The organism is Paenibacillus sp. FSL R7-277 (assembly GCF_000517965.1).
Classification (GTDB): domain Bacteria; phylum Bacillota; class Bacilli; order Paenibacillales; family Paenibacillaceae; genus Paenibacillus_AQ; species Paenibacillus_AQ silagei.
In genome coordinates this window covers 687636-706803 of the sequence record NZ_ASPX01000080.1, presented here as the reverse complement: position 1 = coordinate 706803, position 19168 = coordinate 687636, and the positions used below count along the sequence as shown (strand labels likewise).

Genomic DNA, 19168 nt, shown 5'->3' with positions numbered 1-19168 from the left:
TACGCGTTTACCTTGCTGTTATACCGGAAGTACTAATATTTCCTCTGCATCTTCTTTTTTACAAATAATTAGTTTATCATTGCTTCATTCCAAAGATTAGGAGGATTTACTATGCGTGGAGTAATAAAACATATAAGCCGATTGTGTGCGGGGCTTATGCTGCTGGGTGCTGTATCATATGCGGGAGGGGAGCAGGCACTGGCTTCGCCTGTCCAGAGTGGACAGGTGATCGGGACAGGGGCAGCGGCTCTGGCTGCTGTGGACGTCAGTTCTTCCATTACAGTGCTGGGCAGCCCGTTCAAGAAAGCGGCTTATGCGCGTAATGTCTGGGACATGCAGCTTTTTGGCGGCAAAATCTATCTGGGCCACGGCAACAGCAGCAACAATGCGCCTTCGCCCAATGCGGGGCCGGTTCCAATCTATTACTGGGATCTTGCCCAGAATAAATTCTCTGTGCAGGATGTTACGTATACGAACCCGGCGACAGGCAAGGTGACCACCAATGTCTATGTCATGGATGAGCAGATCGACACTTTCAAGGTGCTGAATGGGGAGCTGTATATTCCCGGGCATGACTCCAGGGTACCAGGGTGGGCTTACGGGAATTTTTATCGGCTGAACGGGGATCACTGGGACCAATACATGAACATTCCCGGAGGCATCCATGTATACGATATGGCTTACTACAAAGGGAAGCTGTACGCAGCACTGGGCGCTAACGAAGGGCCCTTGATTTACGTATCTTCTAACGGAGGCAGCACCTGGACCCGCTTCGGTACCGTCTCGCAGTACGGGATTATGCGTGCCTACAATCTGTTCGAGCTGGGCGATACACTGTATGCGTCCTCAGCCACGGCAGGGAAGACCCAGGGGATTCCAAATGAAAAGGGGTATATGACCTCCATCAAGCAGAGCACAAGCGGGGGAATTCAGACGTCCAAGCTGACTTTTACCAGTACCCAGTTGTTCCCGGGTCTCAGCTTCGTTATCAAAGCGGGTGAAGTGAATGTTCCCGGTGTCAGCGGCCAGCCTTGGCTGAAGCTCCTGCGTACGACCCCGGTGAACGACCGGCTGCTCTATATTCCGGGTGTGATCTATAACGACCATCAATCTATCCCGCAAGGGCTGTACTCGGCAGCGGCCAACTTCCAGAATGTGCGCAAGGAGCTGTTGCCTGACTCTGCTGTAGTGCCTATGGATATTCTGGAGCGCGGGGAGACAGTATATGTGCTCGGTTATGTCAAGGAAGCCTCGGGACAATATACGAATTACGTCTACCGCAAAAGCACCTCCAGCTTCGCAGCCGGCGGGGAGGGCTGGAGCGAAGTCTTCCACTTCAGCCGGGACACGTTCGCCCGTTCCTTCGAGGAACAGGGTGGCGATTTCTATTTCGGACTGGGGAGTTATGCGGATGTCCTTCCGGCTTCCACCGGCACGATTCTGAAGCTGAGCGCCGGGTCTTATTAATGGCTACTCCCCAATAATCGCAATATCCGTGTTGATCCATTTGGCTGTGTCTACACTCTTGGCCTGTAGAAGCAGTGTGTTGATAATATCCTCGCCCCAGTTCTGCTCGTTCTGTGAGATCACACGGGTAATCTGGCCGTTATCCAGCGCTTGCTGCAAGGCCGGGGTCAGGCCGAGGGCGAGGTTATAACGCTTCAGCCCCTTGGCCTTCCAGACCAGGACAGAGCTGGTGCTGGAGACGAAATCCAGATTCACCAGCGCGCTGAAATGGGGATGATCCGAGATCATCTGCTCCAGCTGCCCGGCAGCCCGCTCCTCACTGCCGTCGTTGTGACGGATCTCCAGTACATCAATGTCCGTATGCTGAGTCAGGTAAGTCTCAAGTCCCAGCAGTCGTTCCCGGGTGCTCTGCATCCGGGACATCCCGGACTCCACCAGAATCATTCCTTTGCCGCTTAGCAGACGTTCCACCGTCTGTCCCATCACTGTGCCGGTTGCCCGGTTATCCGCCCCGATATAGGCTGCTCTCCGGCTGGCAGGCGAATCCGATTCGAAGCAGACCACGGGTATCCCTTGGGCGGCCGCCTTGTTAATCATCGCGGTGAGCGCCTGCGAATCCACCGGAGCAATCGCAATGCCGTCTACCCCCCGCTTAATCATCATCTCCATGATGCGGATCTGCTGCTCCAGATTGGCTTCATCGGGAGCTTGCACCAGCAGCTCTACATTATGCTTCCGCGCTACCGCTTCCGCTTTTCCGGTGATCATCTCGTAAGTGGCATTCACCATAGGGTAGATAATGCCGAAGGTCAGCGGAGGTTCTTCACCTGCACTTAACGGAGAATCTCCCGTTGTCTTCTCAGGAATATCCGCTGCTCCGGCTGCCTTAAGACAGCCGCCAAGCAGGAAGCCTGCCGTCAGCAGCAGGAGAACCACGGACCATCCCCTAAGCCTGTTTACGCTCACGCATGTCCCGCCCCTCTGCGGATCGTATGCAGCTGCTCCCCGGTATTTCCCTGCCTGCGGAATTCCATGGGCGTCATCCCCGTTACTTTTTTGAACAGATTGGAGAAATAATGCTGATCGTTGTAGCCGACCAGATAGGCGATTTCAAAGGTTTTGTGCCCCGTGGATTTTAGCAGCTCCTTGGCCCGGTCCATACGTGTAGCCGTCAGGAATTCCGTGATGGTCTGCCCGGTCGCCTGACTGAAGGTCTTGCTCAGATGGCTGGGACTGACCCTGACCACCTTGGAGATATCATTCAGGGAGAGCTGCTCCTTGTCGTATTGCTCACGGATATACTGCTTCACCCGGTCGATCAGCTCACGGTGCTTGTCTGCTCCTTCGGACCGCCATTCCCACAGCCGCTCGTACAGCTGCTTGAGATACTGAAGGCCGTCATCACTACTGGAGATTTGCTTCAGCTCTGTCTGCAATTCTTGGAGTATGCCGGCGTGGCCTGCGGCTGCGCGGAACCCGTTCTTCGCCGTCTGCACCAGCTCCAGGGTGATATCGTTCATCAGGTAACAGGCATATCCTGAGTTCCAGTTCATCTGCTCAAGCTCCTTGGACAGCTCCAGCAGGAAGCCGGACATCTGCCTGTGGTCGCCTGACTTCAGGAACTGGACCAGCCGGCTTCTATCGAGCAGAACCCCATGGGCGCTAGGGTCATAATACGCCTCAAGCATGGCGGCGGAATGCATTCTGGACATCTGCTTGAACATCCGGTCATTCTCAGCCTCCAGATAAGAGAGGTGAATGCCCTGAAGACGTTCGCAGACCTTGCCCCGGCTGACGGACAGCTCCAGCCCGCAGCCTTCCCTCAGCCGCTTCTTCGCAGCCGTGCACAGGTCATCCAGAGTATGGTTCATCCGGAGCGGATCACTGCCTTTATAGATCAGAACCATCTCCATGCGGCTGCGCTTGTAGATGAAGCTGTCGGCCGCCTCCTTGAGCAGGCCTGCTAACAGCGCCTCAGCATCCGGTGAAGCGGGGGGAAGCTCCGGGGACTCCTCCATATTGGGAGGATGCAGAGTAAATATAGCGGCGGCGTAGTAAGGAGCTGTTAACTGCAGCTCAAGCTGGGCCGCCGCTTCATAGGCGGCAGCGGTGCTGATCAGGCCTCCGCACAGATCGGCGAACAGATTCTCGGGGGTGTAGGCATATTTGTGCCTGATCCGTAATTCCTCATCAATCCGTGCGCTGACGCTGCGCAGAAGCTGCAGCAGGTCGGCTGCGCTGAATGGCTTCAGGCAGTAATCCTCGACCCCCAGGCGCAGCGCCTGCTGGGCATACTGGAAGTCATCATGGCCGCTGAGAATGATGATTTTGATCTGCGGGAATTTCTGGCGGACGACAGAGGTAAGCTCCAGGCCGTTCATGAACGGCATTTTGATATCGGTAATCAGAATGTCGGGCAGCTGCGCTTCAATAATAGGCAGCGCCAGCTCACCGTCGGGAGCGTCACCGCAATAGAGGAAGCCCTCCTTCTCCCAATCGATACATTCCCTTATATTCTCGCGGATCAGGATCTCGTCATCCACCAGCATAATCTTCTTCATCACTAGACCCCCCTGTTCTTGGGTATGCGAACCGTAATCTGTGTGCCATAGCCTTCCGAGCTGTCCAGACGGATACCATATTCGGGCCCGAAATACAGCCGCAGCCGCTGATGCACATTCTGCAGGCCGAAGCCGCCCTGGCCGGTGTCCTCGGGTTCCTCCGACTGAATGGGATGCTCAACCGATTCCCTTAGCGCCTCCAGCCGCCCGGCGGGGATGCCGATGCCATTGTCCGAGACCGTAAGCATAATGGTGCCTCCGTCGGTGTACCCGCCAATGCGGATGAGTCCCATGCCCCGCTTATTCTTAATTCCGTGATACAGGGCATTCTCAACCAGCGGCTGCAGGGTCATATTCAGAATCGGATACTCCTGCAGTTCCTCCGCCACCTCCACCTTGAACTCCAGGATGTCGTGGTAGCGCATCTGCTGGATGATCAGATAGCTCTGCACATGGGCAAGCTCGGAGCGGATCTGTATCCAGTCGCGCCCGTTGTTGAGACTAAGCCGGAAGAACGCGGATAACGCCTTCACCAGCCGGATCACGCCATCGTGATTCCCCGCTTCCGCCATCCAGACAATAGAATCCAGCGTGTTATATAGAAAATGAGGGTTAATCTGCGCCTGAAGCGTCCGCAGCTCTGCCTTTTGCAGCTGCTGCTGCTTACGGATGCTCTGGGCCAGCAGCTCTTTGATCTGCTCGACCATGATGTTGAAGCTCTGTCCGAGATCGGCGATCTCATCGGTACCGTCCGGCTTGACTTTGGCTTCCAGATAGCCACTTGCGGTCAGGCGCATCTTGTGCTGGAGCAGCTGGATGGGCCGGGTTAGCCGCCGGGTCAACAGATAATGGAGCGTGATCGCAAAAATAATGCTTAAGGCCACGCTGATAATAATCAGCTGCCTGATCCGGTTCGCCTCGGCCACGATCTCCTGCAGCGGGGCTATGCCGATAATCGTCCAGCCTGTTGCAAGCGACGAGGTATGGACGATGAACCGGGGCGGTCCGCCCATCTGAAGCACGAAGCTGCCGCTTCTGCCCCGTTCCCCCGCAGGAATCAGGTTGTCCTGAATAACGGCAAGTTCTCCCGCCCTCACAGGAGGAACATAGAGGGGATTGTTCTGCTCGTCCAGCAGGTAGAAGAATCCGGTAGTGCCGATCGTCACCTTGTCGCAGAACTCTTTAATGAAGGAATCGCTCAGATCCACAATGATATAACCGATGACCTCATGCGTAATCCGCTGCTTGACCGCCGTCATAATCGAGATCACGCCCTCGTCCCCGTAGGTGAATCCGTCCACCCGGTCATAGCCGGTTATCAGCGGCGGGGGCACCCGGAGGATCAGCTCCGGATTCTGGGATAACGCCTGAAAATGCGGATTGCGCAGCGGGTTGCTGGCCGACTGGAAGATTCCCCGGCGCTCGCTGATGCCTTTGCCGTACAGATTAATCAGGCTGATGTTGAGCACATTCTCATACTTGTAGGTGTCCCGGTAGAGGGTGAAGGTCTGCAGAATGTCCTTGGCCTCCTGATAGGTCTCCGACTGTGAGAACAGAAAGTGGATGACCTGAGGATTATTGCTAAGCTCCAGCAGACGCTCGGTATCCTTGAACAGGTTGTCCATATTCGTTCCCAGCATTTCGGCCTGAAGCATGCTTGAAGCCTTGCTGTGACTGGAAATGGATTGGTAGGATTTCTGGTAGGAAATGAGGCCGACGGCAATCAGCGGTATGGTGGACAGCACTATGAACAAAGCCAGCAGTTTGGCTCTAAGACTGGAGGAGATCCAGCGTGTAATCCGCATTATCGGGAATTCCCTTTCACAAGTAGAGTAGATGCCGTTCCTAACTCTATTTTATAACAAATATTGGAATACCGAAACAAAAAAGAAAGCGCAAACAAAATATCCACCTTTTGAATAAAAAAGTACACCAAAATACCTATTCGGAGGGAATAAACCCAAAATTAGAAAGTAAACGCCAAAGGCTGCCCGTATAATGCTCTTCTGTAAGCGTTCTATAATGGGCACAACACCGGAACAAGGTGAACGTCAAGGGGGAGGAATAAGGAGATATGAAGAAGCTTGGAAAAGTGGGGGCTGTGCTGGCCCTGACCCTGTCCATGACCCTGTTAGGGGCATGCAGCAGCAATAACGGCGGGAACACGGCGGCGGATGCGGGTAAGACAGACAGTGCAGCAACGAAGGCGCCGGCGGCCAATGCCACCAAAGAGGCCAAGGACATCACGCTCGGCTTCTCACAGGTTGGGGCGGAGAGCGGCTGGCGCAGCGCGAATACGAAGTCCATTCAGGATTCAGCCAAGGAAGCAGGCTACACGCTGAAATTCTCGGATGCCCAGCAGAAGCAGGAGAATCAGATTAAGGCACTGCGTTCTTTTATCCAGCAAAAGGTCGATGTCATCTCCTTCTCTCCGGTAGTAGAATCCGGCTGGGATACGGTGCTGAAGGAGGCTAAGGCTGCGGGCATCCCGGTTGTTCTGACAGACCGTGCGGTGGATTCCAAGGATACCTCACTGTATGTTACCTTCCTGGGCTCCGATTTCGTGGAAGAAGGCCGTAAGGCAGGGAAGTGGCTGACTGAGCAGTATAAGGACGCTTCCGAGGACGTTAACATTGTAGAGCTGCAGGGAACTACAGGCTCAGCTCCGGCTAATGACCGGATGGCAGGCTTCGCCGAGACCATCAAGGATAACCCGCACCTCAAGGTCATTGCTTCACAGACCGGCGACTTCACCCGCGCCAAGGGCAAGGAAGTCATGCAGGCCTTTCTGAAGGCCAATAAGGATATCGATGTGCTGTATGCCCATAACGACGATATGGCGCTGGGGGCGATTCAGGCGATTGAAGCAGCAGGTCTGAAGCCGGGCCAGGATATCAAGATTATCTCTGTCGATGCCGTGAAGGACGGCATGCAGGCGGCCAGTGAAGGTAAAATCAACTTCATCGTCGAGTGCAACCCGCTGCTTGGACCTCAGCTGATGCAGGTAGTTAAAGATGTGGTCGACGGCAAGCCGGTAGAGGCCCGGATCGTGACCGAGGAGACCACCTTCACTTCCGAGCAGGCCAAGGAAGCTTTGCCTAGCCGCCAGTATTAATCAGTAAGTCGGGTAGAAAACTTGCTCCGGCGGTCCTTGAACCGCCGGAGCGGTTGTCTATGGAGAAGAAGGAGTGGATATAGCTATGAGCACACAGCAGCCCATACTGCAAATGACCCGGATCCATAAACGGTTTCCGGGGGTGAAAGCTCTGACAGATGTGAGTCTGCGCCTGTTCCCCGGCGAGGTTCATGCCTTGATGGGCGAGAACGGCGCCGGCAAGTCCACCTTGATCAAGGTGTTGACCGGCGTCTATTCGATTGACGAGGGCCTTGTAGAGATGGAGGGCACAGCGATCTCCATGCGCAGCCCGCAGGAATCGCAGGCTGCGGGCATCAGCACCGTGTATCAGGAGGTGAATCTGTGCCCCAACCTGACCGTGGCCGAGAATATCTTCATCGGCCGGGAGCCGCGGCGGTTCGGCTGCATCCAGTGGAAGCAGATGAACCTGCGGGCAGCAGAGCTGCTCCGGGAACGGATGAATCTGCACATTGACGTCACCCTGCCTCTACAGAGCTACTCTGTAGCGGTTCAGCAATTGGTTGCCATTGCCAGAGCGCTGAATATCTCGGCGAAGGTGCTGATTCTCGATGAGCCGACCTCAAGCCTGGATCAGAACGAAGTGGATCAGCTGTTCCGCATTATGAGGAAGCTTCAGCAGGAGGGGCTGTCGATCCTGTTTGTGACGCATTTTCTGGACCAGATGTATGAAATCTCCGACCGGGTCACCATTCTGCGCGGCGGCGAGCTGGTCGGTGAATACATGGCGAACGAGCTAAGCCGCCTGGATCTCGTACTCAAAATGATCGGCAAGGAGCTTCATCTGCTGGATGAGCTGCCTGAGCTTGCGGCACAGGACAAGAACAGCCTGGGCGATGAGCTGCTGAGGGCGGAAGGGCTGGGCCGCCGGGGCGGAATCGAGCCGTTCGACCTGGCGATCCGCAAGGGAGAGGTCGTCGGACTAGCCGGGCTGCTGGGTTCCGGGCGGACGGAGGCGGCCCGCCTGTTGTTCGGTGCCGACAAGCCGGACTTCGGGCAAGTGATCTTGCCGTCAACTGGCGGCGGGGTGCACTCCCCCCGGGAAGCCATAGGACGGCGGATCGCCTTCTGCTCGGAGAACCGCAAGACCGAGGGGATCATCGGCGATCTGACAGTAAGAGAGAACATTATTCTGGCTCTCCAGGCCAAGGACGGGATGTTCAAGACGATCCCGCGCAAGCGGCAGGAGGAGCTGGCCGGAGAATACATCCGTATGCTGAATATCAACCCTCCCAGTCCGGACCAGCTGATCAAGAACCTCAGCGGCGGCAATCAGCAGAAGGTGCTGCTGGCCCGCTGGCTGCTGACGGAGCCGGAGCTGTTCATCCTCGATGAGCCGACGCGGGGCATCGATATCGGAGCCAAGGCAGAGATTCAGAAGCTGGTGCTGACGCTCTCCCGGCAGGGGATGTCGTTCCTGTTCATCTCCTCGGAGCTGGAGGAGGTGCTGCGGGTCAGCGACCGGATCGCCATTCTGCGCGACCGCCGCAAGGTGAAGGAAATTTCAGAGAAGGACATGAGCCAGCAGCAGATTATGCAGGCGATTGCGGGAGGCTGAACCGATCATGAGCTCAATAATGAAGCATCACTTATTCTGGCCGCTGTGCGTTCTGGCTGCACTGCTGCTGTTCAACCTGTGTTATTCGCCGGATTTCTTCTCGATCACCGTCCATGACGGGCATTTATACGGCAGCTTGATCGACATACTGAACTTCGGTGCCCCGCTGATCCTCGTAGCTATCGGAATGACGCTGGTAGTCGCTACCAAGGGGATCGACCTGTCGGTCGGTTCCATAGTAGCCATCTCGGGCGCTATCGCATGCTTGAGTATCAGCAGGGGAGCGGATCAGAACAGTCTGGGGCTGATCCTGACCTCGGTGCTGCTCGCCGCAGGCTTGTCCCTGATGCTGGGGGCCTGGAACGGACTGCTGGTCTCCGGGGCCGGGATTCAGCCGATTATTGCCACGCTGATTCTGATGGTTGCGGGAAGAGGCATCGCCCAGCTCATTACCGGCGGACAGATTATTACGGTAACCAGCACTAAGTATGCGTACATCGGGTCCGGTTCACTGGCGGCGCTGCCTTTCTCTATTTTTGTCGTAGCTCTGGTTCTGGTGATCGCTCTGCTGCTTACCCGGCGGACGGCCCTCGGCCTGTTCATCGAATCGGTGGGCTGCAATCCGGCCGCCAGTAAGATGTCCGGCATCCGTGCCCACTTAGTCATCTTGTCTGTCTATGTGTTCTGCGGCTTATGCGCCGGTATCGCCGGTCTGCTGCTTAGCTCGAATGTCTCCAGCGCTGACGGCAATAATGCCGGTCTCTGGTATGAGCTGGACGCTATTCTCGCCGTGGTCATCGGCGGGACGTCGCTGAACGGCGGCCGCTTCTATCTGACCGGCACCGTGATCGGAGCGCTGATCATCCAGACGCTGACCACCACCATCTATATGATCGGTGTGCCGCCGGAGATTACGCTGGTTGTTAAGGCCTGTGTCGTCCTGGCCGTCTGTCTGATCCAGTCGGATACCTTCCGCGCCGCGATTGCCGCCCGCTGGAAGTCGCGGCATTACCCCGCTGAGAAGGAGATGAGCCGTCATGTCTCTTAACCGCAAGTATATTCCGATCGTTGTCACCATTCTGCTGTTCATCGTCATGTTCACCGCCGGTTCCTTCCGGTACACCGGGTTCTTCTCCCTTCAGGTGCTGATGAATCTGCTGGTGGACAACGCTTTTCTGCTAATCACGGCGGTGGGCATGTCGTTCGTTATTCTGTCCGGCGGCATCGATCTGTCGGTCGGCTCGGTGATTGCGTTATCCACGATGGTCTCGGCAAGCCTCGTGCAGCAGCAGGGCTGGCCGCCCGCCGTGGTCATCCCGCTGGTACTCCTGATGGGGGCCGTATTCGGCACGGTCATGGGAGCGATTATTCATTATTTCTCCATCCAGCCGTTCATCGTCACACTGGCCGGAATGTTCCTGGCCCGGGGCTTATGCTATGTGATCAGCATCGATACCATTACTATTGATAATACCTTCTATACCGCCATGGCGCAGACGCGAATTCCGCTGCCGGGCGGCAGCTTCCTCTCCATCAGCGCGGTTATCGCTATACTTGTCGTAGCAGCCGCTATCTTCACGGCCCACTATACCCGGTTCGGGCGCAATGTGTATGCCCTTGGGGGCAGTGAGCAATCGGCACTGCTGATGGGGCTGCCTGTGGCGAGAACCAAGGTGCTGGTCTATACGCTTAGCGGGCTATGCTCGGCGCTGGCAGGCGTGGTGTTCACCTTTTACATGCTGTCGGGGTACGGGCTTCATGCCGTCGGCTTCGAGCTGGACACTATCGCGGCGGTCGTTATTGGCGGCACACTGCTGACCGGAGGTGTAGGATATGTGCTGGGCACCTTCTTCGGTGTACTGATTCAAGGCGTAATTCAGACGATTATCAGCTTCGAGGGCACACTCAGCTCCTGGTGGACGAAGATCGTCATCGGCCTGCTGCTGTTCATCTTCATCCTGCTGCAGAGGGTGCTAAGCTCCAGGCGGCTGACTTTAAAAGAATAAGCACTGCGCATGGAGAGACAAATTATACTTGTCTCTCCATTTTATTGCTATATAATTGTAATCGCTATCATATGGAAGGGGGGATCTGCTTGCGAACGGTAAACGAGTGCCTGGTGCTGCTGTTCTTCGTCCTAACACTGATGCTGACGGGCGGCTGCACGGGTGGCGGAAATAACGGCGGGCCACAGTCGATTCCCATGTCCGAGCCTTCTCCTGCGGCCCTTACAGGCCTGCTGCCATCCGCAGCGGAGATTGCCGCTGACAACGAGCCTATCGTGCTGGGCTTCTCCCAGCTCGGGTCGGAGAGTACCTGGCGGGAAGCGAACACCGCCTCGATCCGCGAAGCCGCCGGGGAGGCGGGGATTACGCTGCTGCTGAAGAACGCCGAACAGGATCAGCAGCAGCAGTTCGAGGCCATCCGCTCTTTTATCCGCAGCGGGGTCGATGTGATCGCCATTGCGCCTGTGGTGCAGACCGGCTGGGAGCCGATTCTGCTGGAGATTAAGCAGGCCGGAATTCCGGTGATTATCCTGGACCGTTCAGTGAATGTACCGGACAGCTCGCTCTATGTCACGTTCATCGGCTCTGACTTCTACGAAGAAGGGGTGAAGGCGGCCAAGTATGTGAGGGACAAGATGCGCCATCACAGCGAAGAGATCCGCATTGCCGAATTGCAGGGAACCGTAGGCTCAACGCCGTCCATCGACCGCGGGCGAGGGTTCCGTAAGCTGATCGCGGATCAGCCGAACCTGCGGATTACCCTGAGCGCCCCGGCGGATTTCACGCGCAGCGGTGGTCATGAGGTGATGAAGACCTTCCTGCAGCAGCCGAAGGAGAAGTGGCCCCGCGTACTCTATTCCCACAATGACGATATGGCGATCGGCGCGGTAGAGGCCATTAAGGAGGCCGGGCTTGTGCCGGGGGAGGATATAATCATTGTGTCGGTGGACGGGACGCGGCGGGCATTCGAGCAGATGGTGGCGGGAAGCATCAACGCGGTGGTCGAATGTAATCCGCTGCTCGGGCCTTTGCTCATGCAGGCCGTGAAGGAGATTATGGCCGGCCGGACCCTGCCGAAGCGGATGGTGACCCCGGAGGATATATACACCCAGGAGCTGGCTGTAATAGAGATCAACAACCGCAAATATTAAGACAAAAAAACCAAAAAATTTCAACTTTTCAAACAAAAATCTACATTGTTCATTGGGCAGAAGTATATTAAGATGATCTCGAATAACAAATATTAGTAGATTCATTCAAGTAATTCAATAGGAGGGGAGGATTGTGAGCTTCCGGCATAAGTAACGCATCCGATTGAAAGGGTTTACAAAAAAATGTAATGGAGGAGAATGCCGATGTTCAAAAAGCTCTCGGTGCTTGCGATCACCTTTGTTCTGCTGCTGGGCTGTCTGCCTATGCTGTCTGCTCAGGCGGCAGGGAATGCCACAGCCAAACAGCCGGGAAATTCCAATCCGCTGATGGACCACAAGCTGGGTGCCGATCCCTTCGCATTGACGTACAACGGAAGAGTCTATATCTATATGTCGAGTGATGCCTATGTCTATAACAGCAACGGAACGGTAAAGGATAATGATTTCAGCGCACTGAACAAAATTAATGTCATCTCTTCGGCAGATATGGTGAACTGGACAGACCATGGCGCCATACCGGTAGCCGGAGCCAATAATGTTAACGGTTCTGCGGGTATTGCCAAATGGGCCTCGCTCTCCTGGGCGCCTTCAGCAGCCGTGAAGAAAATCAACGGACAGGACAAGTTCTTCCTGTACTTCGCCAACGGGGCGTCAGGCATCGGGGTACTGACAGCCAACTCTCCGATTGGCCCATGGTCCGATCCGTTGGGTAAAGCGCTGGTGACAGGCAGTACACCGGGAATGTCCGGGGTGACCTGGCTGTTTGACCCGGCGGTGCTGGTCGATGACGACGGCAGCGGCTACCTGTATGCGGGCGGGGGCATCCCCAACACTTCGGACCCGGCATCCATCGCGAGTCCCAAGACAGCCCGCGTGCTGAGACTCGGTGCGGATATGACCAGCATTGTTGGAAGCGCATCCACTATTGATGCTCCCTATATGTTCGAGGATTCGGGCATCCACAAGTACGGCGGCAAGTATTATTACTCGTATTGCTTCAACTTCTCCGGCACGCACCCGGCTGCCTATCCGGCAGGCGAAATCGGGTATATGGTCAGCAACAGTCCGATGGGGCCATTTACGTACACCGGACATTTCCTGAAGAATCCTTACACCTTCTTCGGGGTAGGCGGCAACAACCACCATGCGGTATTTAACTTCAACAATGGGTGGTATGTAGTCTATCACGCTCAGACTGTGGCGAAGGCTGTCCTTGGTGACGGCAAAGGCTACCGTTCTCCGCATATCAACAAGCTGGTTCATAATTCGAACGGAACCATCCAGGAGGTTCAGGGAGACATGGCGGGCATAGCCCAGATTGCCAATCTCAATCCGTACACCCGGGTGGAAGCCGAGACGATCGGCTGGAATGCAGGCATTACAACGGAACGTACGCAGGCTGCGGGCGGTCCTGTCAGCAATATGAATGTGACCAATATTAACAATGGAGACTGGGTTGCTGTGGGCAATGCCGATTTCGGCTCCTCTGGTGCTTCCAGCTTCAAGGCGAATGTAGCTTCCGCCACAGGCGGCGGTAAAATCGAAATCCGGCTCGACGGCGCAACCGGCCCGCTGGTCGGCACGCTGAATGTTCCTAATACAGGAGGAGCCCAGTCCTGGCAGGAGGTACAGACTACGGTCAGCAATGCGGCAGGAGTGCACAGACTCTATCTGGTCTTTACCGGATCAGGCTCCGGCAATCTGTTCAACTTTGATTACTGGCAGTTCTCGACGGGCGGTGATGGCGGCACGACGCCTCCTCCGGTGAGCAAGGTGGAAGCAGAGGATATGACGCTCAGCGGGACCTATGCGGGCAAGATCACTTCCCCTTTCAGCGGAGTGGCGCTGTACGGGAATGATGACGCTGCTGCGTTCAATCAATATTATGCCTACGGCACGCATAACTTCTCGGTCCGGGGGGCTTCTAACAATTCCTCTACGGCGCGGGTGGATCTGCTGATCGGCGGTGTGAACGTTGGCTCCTTCAATTTTAGCGGCACAACCCCTTCTGTACAGACGTTGACCAATGTGGCCCACGCCACCGGCAATCAGGAGGTCAATCTGGTCGTAACTACGGACAATGGAAGCTGGGACGCCTATGTGGATTATATTGAATGGAGCCAGTGACGAAGCAATGGGGCGGGAGGAATGGGATTATGGCTAAAAAGGCAGGGCTGTACCTGCTGGCAATTTCGCTCATGCTTGGCATCCTGTTCAATCCTTCTACGGCTGCGGCGGCGACCTTCACCAACCCGTTTATCTATGCCGATGCCCCGGACAATGATGTCATCAGGGTAGGCAATGTGTATTACATGACCAGTACCACCATGCATATGACCCCCGGAGTCCCTATCATGAAGTCCTATGATCTGGTGAACTGGGAAATCGTGAACTATGTCTACGATACGTATGCGAACGGGGATGCCCAGAACCTGAACAACGGACAGAATGAATATGGCAAGGGTTCCTGGGCCAGCAGCATCCGGTACAATAACGGGATCTACTATGTGTCCTTCGGGTCCAACTCAACCGGCCGGACTTATATCTATCAGACCTCGAATATTGAAAATGGCCCCTGGACCTCATCGGTCCTGAACAGCTATTATCACGATGCGTCGCTGCTGTTCGACAATGGCCGGGTCTTCCTGGTATACGGAGTGGATAATATCAGCCTGATTGAGCTGACGGCAGATGCCAAGGCGATTAAGTCTGGCGGAATCAGTCAGGTCATCATCCCGAATTCCAGCAATATTGCCGGTTCGAGCTTCATCGTGAAGGCCGAAGGCGCGCATATCCAGAAGATCAACGGCTATTATTATGTGTTCCTGATCTGCTGGCCTTCGGGAAGCGGACGCACCCAATTGACCTACCGCTCCACCAGCTTAACTGGAGGCTATACGGGGCAGGTGTCACTTAACGACTCGGGCATTGCCCAGGGTGGAATCGTGGACACGCCATCCGGCTCCTGGTACGCGATGCTCTTCAGAGACAGCGGGGCGGTCGGGCGGATGCCGTATCTGGTGCCGGTAACCTGGTCAGGGAACTGGCCGGTCTTCGGAAGCGGGGGCAAGGCGCCGCGGACCCTGAACCTGCCTGCCGAAGGGTATCCGGTGAAGAAGGTGTACGCGTCAGACGAGTTCACAGCCCCATCTTCAGGCTCAGGGCTGGCTAAGGTCTGGCAGTGGAACCACAATCCTGATAACTCGAAGTGGTCGCTGACTCAGCGCCAAGGCTTCATGCGGCTGACGACCGGCAAGGTAAGCACAAGTCTGCTGGATGCCCGGAACACGCTGACCCAGCGGACGTTCGGACCGAAGAGCACAGGCGTCACGGCTCTGGAGACGGGCGGAATGAAGGACGGGGACGTTGCCGGACTGGCAGCTTTTCAGGCGAAATACGGGTTCGTCGGTGTGAAAATGTCCGGCAATTCCAAATCCATTGTGATGGTCAATGCCAGCTCCGGGTCTATGACTCAAGTGGCGGGTGTGCCGCTCAGCCAGAACAGAGTCTATCTGAAGGTGCTCTGCGATTTCACTAATCAGACGGATAAGGCGTACTTCTCCTATAGTCTGGACGGCAACAACTGGACATCCATAGGGAATACGCTGCAGATGTCTTATACGCTGCCTCACTTTATGGGCTACCGGTTTGCGTTGTTCAATTATGCGACGAAGTCAGCGGGCGGCTATGCGGATTTTGATTATCTGCGTCTGGAATAGTTGTCTGAATTTCAACCCAATTAGAAGAAGGAGATGTATTCACTTGAAAAACAGAATTAAGAAGGTCGTGGGCGGGCTCGCCTTAGCGAGTGTCCTGCTCACCTCTGTGATGGCAGGCAATGCCAGTGCAGCAATTACCAACGGATCGAAGTTCCTGGGGAATATCATTGCAGGCAGTGCTCCGGGCAACTTCACTACCTATTGGAATCAGGTCACCCCTGAGAACGGCACCAAATGGGGAGCGATTGAAGGCAACCGCAACCAGATGAACTGGGGCAATGCGGACATGATCTATAACTATGCGATTAGCAAAAATATCCCGTTCAAGTTCCATACCCTGGTCTGGGGAAGCCAGGAGCCTAACTGGGTTGCCGGCTTACCGGCAGCGGAGCAGAAGGCGGAGATCAGCTCGTTTATTACTCAGGCAGGCCAGCGTTATTCGGCCAAGTCAGCTTTCGTGGATGTTGTCAATGAACCACTGCATGCCAAGCCTTCATACCGCAATGCCATCGGCGGTGATGGAAGCACCGGCTGGGATTGGGTCATCTGGTCCTTCCAGCAAGCCCGGGCGGCGTTCCCGAATTCCAAGCTGCTCATCAATGAATATGGCATTATCGGTGACCCCAGTGCGGCCGACAAGTACGTGAACATTATCAATATCCTGAAATCCAGAGGACTGATCGATGGTATTGGTATTCAGTGCCACTACTTCAATATGGATAACGTAAGTGTGAGCACCATGAATACTGTACTGGGTAAGCTTGCTGCAACAGGCCTGCCAATCTATGTCTCCGAGCTGGATATTACCGGTGATGACAACACCCAGCTTGCCAGATACCAACAGAAATTCCCTGTGCTCTGGAACCATCCTTCCGTTAAGGGCGTAACCCTGTGGGGCTACATCCAGAATCAGACCTGGGCAGCCAATACCCATCTGGTGAATTCCAACGGTACAGAGCGCCCTGCCCTGAAATGGCTGAAGCAATACCTGGGCGGATCGTCGGCCCTGATGGAAACCACCGACGCCCAGGACCTCACTATCACTGACAGTCTGATCCAGCCGGACAGTGTGGTTGAGCCAGACCTGCAACTGGATCTCCAGCCCGTGCTGGAACCCGTTCCGGCCGAGTAAGTTGAGGCAGGCACGAAGTATGTACTAAAAGCATTACTTAAGGGCTGCTCCCGTGGCGCATTACACGCCGGGAGCAGCCCTTTTTTGCTGAGATGGGCAGTGTAGAGGCGCGTGGACCAAATGTAGTCGAAAAACCGAACACATTGGGCAGACGCGAGTTGTGCAATTGGCCGATTGTATACGAAATAACGAACGCCAGCATCAGGACCAGCATGGCTCACCCGCCCAGGCAAATTATCCGCGCGCCGCCCAGGCGTCCTCATGTGACCCACCTCATCCTCACCCCCTACCCCCATCCGCCGGAGGAAGAATGAGTGTCCCCTCCCTATACACCTTCCTGTACTGTGACGGCGTGTACGAAGTAACCTTCTTAAATATCTTCGAGAAGTACAGCGGGTCGTGGTAGCCGACTGAGTAAGACAACGACTTCACCGACAACCGCGACTCCGCCAGCAGCTCGGAGGCCCGCCGGATGCGCACGGTGGTCAGGTAGCCGGAGATAGAGGTGCCCGTCTCTTTTTTGAACAGCCGGAACAGGTAACTGCGCTCAATCGACACATATTCCACCACATCCAGCACCGATAAGGAAGACTTCCAATAGTTACTCTCAATATAGGCCTTCGCTGACCCTACATAGTCCTTCTTGAGACTGGCCTGCTCACTCGGATAATATTCCATGTAATACGACAGCAGCAGATGAAGCGCCGCATCCGAGCGCTCCCGTGCATACGGCTCCTGTTGATACCCCTTGACCTGATCGAACATAGCCCTGAAATCCTGCGGGGCAGCCGTTACAACGGGCTGGTCCGGTGAGATATGAATCATGGCAAGTAAGCGCAGAGTCTCCGCCCCGCTGAACTCAATCCAGCAATACGCCCACGGGTCCTGCGGATCAGGATAATAATACACCTCCGTCTGCGGAAAAATCATAAAGCTCTCACCCGTCTCCACAGGGTGTACCGCCTGGCCGGTCTTCAAGTAACCTCTGCCGCTCACGATATAATGCAACGCATATACATCACGGACGCCGGGTCCCCATCTGTGCAGATTGGGGGGCTTGTACCCGTTCCCTTTTACCATTGGACCCTCATTGAGTCCATATTTCATAGAGTTCATAGTCGGCACCTATATCCTTCATCTTAGAACTTCTGTTATAAGAAGCACTAATGAAATTAACGAAAAGCAAAAAGAAGCGTAGGGGAAATTTGGAACTGGAGTAGCGGTAGCGGCCGGAAGTCCAAATGTTCACCGCAGTGACGACCAAGCTTCAAGTTCAAATCTTAAGTCTGTCTTCTATACTATAAGACGAATACAACAAATAAACAAAGGAAGCGTATTCAAAAATGACAACGCTTTCTTAAGAATGTTGGCTTACGCCGTCCCCGGGCTTGCAGGTAAACTAAAGGTACGAGGGAGGAGCGCATATGGAATTGGAAACACAGCCAAGAAGTCTCGGAACCGGCGGCGGCCGGCGGTCGATATTATGGAAGCGGTTTAAAAAACAGAAAGTACTGCATTTGTTCGTCGGGCTAGGCATGATCTATCTGCTGATCTTCGCGTATACTCCGATGTTCGGCATACTGATGGCGTTCAAGGATTACAGCATCTCCAGCGGCATCAAAGGAATCTTCACCAGCGACTGGGTCGGGCTGAGGTATTTCGATGAATTCGTCCATGACTATCAATTCGGCAAGCTGGTCCGCAACACGCTGGTCCTTAGTCTGCTGAAGGTCATCTTCGCCTTCCCGGCGCCGATCCTGCTGGCGATCATGCTGAACGAAGTGAAGCACATGGCCTTCAAGCGGTTTGTGCAGACAATCAGCTATCTGCCGCATTTTATCTCCTGGGTGGTCGTGGTTGGCGTATCCTATGCCTTTCTGTCCGCCGATGTCGGTGTGGTCAATAAGGCGCTGATGGCCATGGGCTTCACGGATGAGCCGCTGGCCTTCCTGACCAGTCCGAATTACTTTTGGGGGCTGGCGGTAGGGAGTGCGGTGTGGAAGGAGATGGGCTGGTGGACGATTATTTTTCTGGCGGCAATATCGGGGATCAGTCCTTCCCAGTATGAGGCTGCTGAGATTGACGGTGCCGGAAGGCTGGCGCGAATCCGTTATATCACCCTGCCGGGGATGAAGGGAACTATCGTTGTTGTGCTGGTGCTGACCATCGGGAGTATTCTCGGCGGCGGACTGGTCGGCTCCAACTTTGAGCAGGCCTACCTGTTAGGCAACAGTATCAATAATCCAACCTCTGAGATTGTCCAGACCTACGCATTTAGGGTGGGGTTAAGCGACGGGAGGTTCTCCTATGCAGCGGCGATAGATTTAATTCAATCGGTGATTTCGGTAGCGCTGATATTCTCCAGTAACTATATTGCCAAGCGGGTATCAGGATCCAGTCTGTTTTAGAGAGAGGAGGGA

14 protein-coding genes are annotated in these 19168 nt (G+C 55.2%); 10 read left to right on the top strand and 4 right to left on the bottom strand.

All coding sequences use genetic code 11. From position 1 onward, the window contains the following. Window positions 1-111: 111 nt before the first annotated feature. A complete protein-coding gene (locus C173_RS25265) occupies window positions 112-1467 on the top strand; it encodes a hypothetical protein (RefSeq protein WP_155991633.1) in 1356 nt (451 codons plus the stop codon). Window positions 1468-1470: 3 nt separating this feature from the next. On the opposite strand, the gene C173_RS25260 is transcribed toward C173_RS25265, so the two are convergent. From C173_RS25260 to C173_RS25250, 3 genes are read right to left on the bottom strand one after another with little or no spacing between them, the layout of a single operon-like run. Further along, window positions 1471-2433, bottom strand: a complete 963-nt coding sequence (locus tag C173_RS25260; RefSeq protein ID WP_235192013.1) for a sugar ABC transporter substrate-binding protein — start codon at window positions 2431-2433, stop codon at window positions 1471-1473. Next, a complete protein-coding gene (locus tag C173_RS25255; RefSeq protein ID WP_051478367.1) occupies window positions 2430-4028 on the bottom strand; it encodes a response regulator transcription factor in 1599 nt (532 codons plus the stop codon). Before C173_RS25255 ends, C173_RS25260 begins: the two co-directional genes overlap by 4 nt. Window positions 4029-4030: 2 nt before the next feature. Then, entirely contained in the window at window positions 4031-5833 is a 1803-nt protein-coding gene (locus C173_RS25250) for a cache domain-containing sensor histidine kinase (RefSeq protein ID WP_036729936.1), read from the bottom strand. A gap of 269 nt (window positions 5834-6102) precedes the next feature. On the opposite strand from C173_RS25250, the gene C173_RS25245 reads away from it, so the two are divergent. The 8 genes from C173_RS25245 to C173_RS25210 all read left to right on the top strand — a co-directional run bounded on the left by C173_RS25245 (window position 6103) and on the right by C173_RS25210 (window position 16748). Further along, the gene (locus C173_RS25245) at window positions 6103-7143 is read left to right on the top strand and encodes an ABC transporter substrate-binding protein (protein ID WP_036729933.1); all 1041 of its coding nucleotides are present in this window, start codon (window positions 6103-6105) and stop codon (window positions 7141-7143) included. A gap of 85 nt (window positions 7144-7228) precedes the next feature. After that, window positions 7229-8740, top strand: a complete 1512-nt coding sequence (locus C173_RS25240) for a sugar ABC transporter ATP-binding protein (RefSeq protein ID WP_036729930.1) — start codon at window positions 7229-7231, stop codon at window positions 8738-8740. 19 nt (window positions 8741-8759) lie between these two features. Beyond that, window positions 8760-9788, top strand: a complete 1029-nt coding sequence (locus C173_RS25235; RefSeq protein WP_036730241.1) for an ABC transporter permease — start codon at window positions 8760-8762, stop codon at window positions 9786-9788. After that, window positions 9778-10746, top strand: coding sequence for a galactofuranose ABC transporter, permease protein YjfF (gene yjfF, locus C173_RS25230; RefSeq protein WP_036729927.1), 969 nt, complete (start codon window positions 9778-9780; stop codon window positions 10744-10746). Before C173_RS25235 ends, yjfF begins: the two co-directional genes overlap by 11 nt. An 89-nt stretch (window positions 10747-10835) precedes the next feature. Then, window positions 10836-11897 carry an ABC transporter substrate-binding protein gene (locus C173_RS25225; RefSeq protein WP_235192012.1) on the top strand — a complete coding sequence of 354 codons (1062 nt, stop codon included), beginning with the start codon at window positions 10836-10838 and terminating at the stop codon, window positions 11895-11897. Window positions 11898-12101: 204 nt separating this feature from the next. Then, on the top strand, window positions 12102-14024 hold the full coding sequence (locus C173_RS25220; protein ID WP_036729925.1) for a carbohydrate-binding protein: 1923 nt from the start codon (window positions 12102-12104) through the stop codon (window positions 14022-14024). Between the two features lie 29 nt (window positions 14025-14053). Beyond that, window positions 14054-15616 carry a glycoside hydrolase family 43 protein gene (locus C173_RS25215; protein ID WP_036729923.1) on the top strand — a complete coding sequence of 521 codons (1563 nt, stop codon included), beginning with the start codon at window positions 14054-14056 and terminating at the stop codon, window positions 15614-15616. 43 nt (window positions 15617-15659) lie between these two features. After that, complete coding sequence (locus C173_RS25210; RefSeq protein ID WP_235192011.1) at window positions 15660-16748, top strand: endo-1,4-beta-xylanase; 1089 nt, start codon at window positions 15660-15662, stop codon at window positions 16746-16748. A 279-nt stretch (window positions 16749-17027) separates the two neighbouring features. On the opposite strand, the gene C173_RS25205 is transcribed toward C173_RS25210, so the two are convergent. Further along, window positions 17028-17864, bottom strand: a complete 837-nt coding sequence (locus tag C173_RS25205) for a helix-turn-helix domain-containing protein (protein WP_036729921.1) — start codon at window positions 17862-17864, stop codon at window positions 17028-17030. A gap of 308 nt (window positions 17865-18172) precedes the next feature. Between C173_RS25205 and C173_RS25200 the strand changes: the two genes are divergently transcribed. Continuing rightward, on the top strand, window positions 18173-19156 hold the full coding sequence (locus C173_RS25200) for an ABC transporter permease (protein ID WP_036729919.1): 984 nt from the start codon (window positions 18173-18175) through the stop codon (window positions 19154-19156). Window positions 19157-19168: the final 12 nt, after the last annotated feature.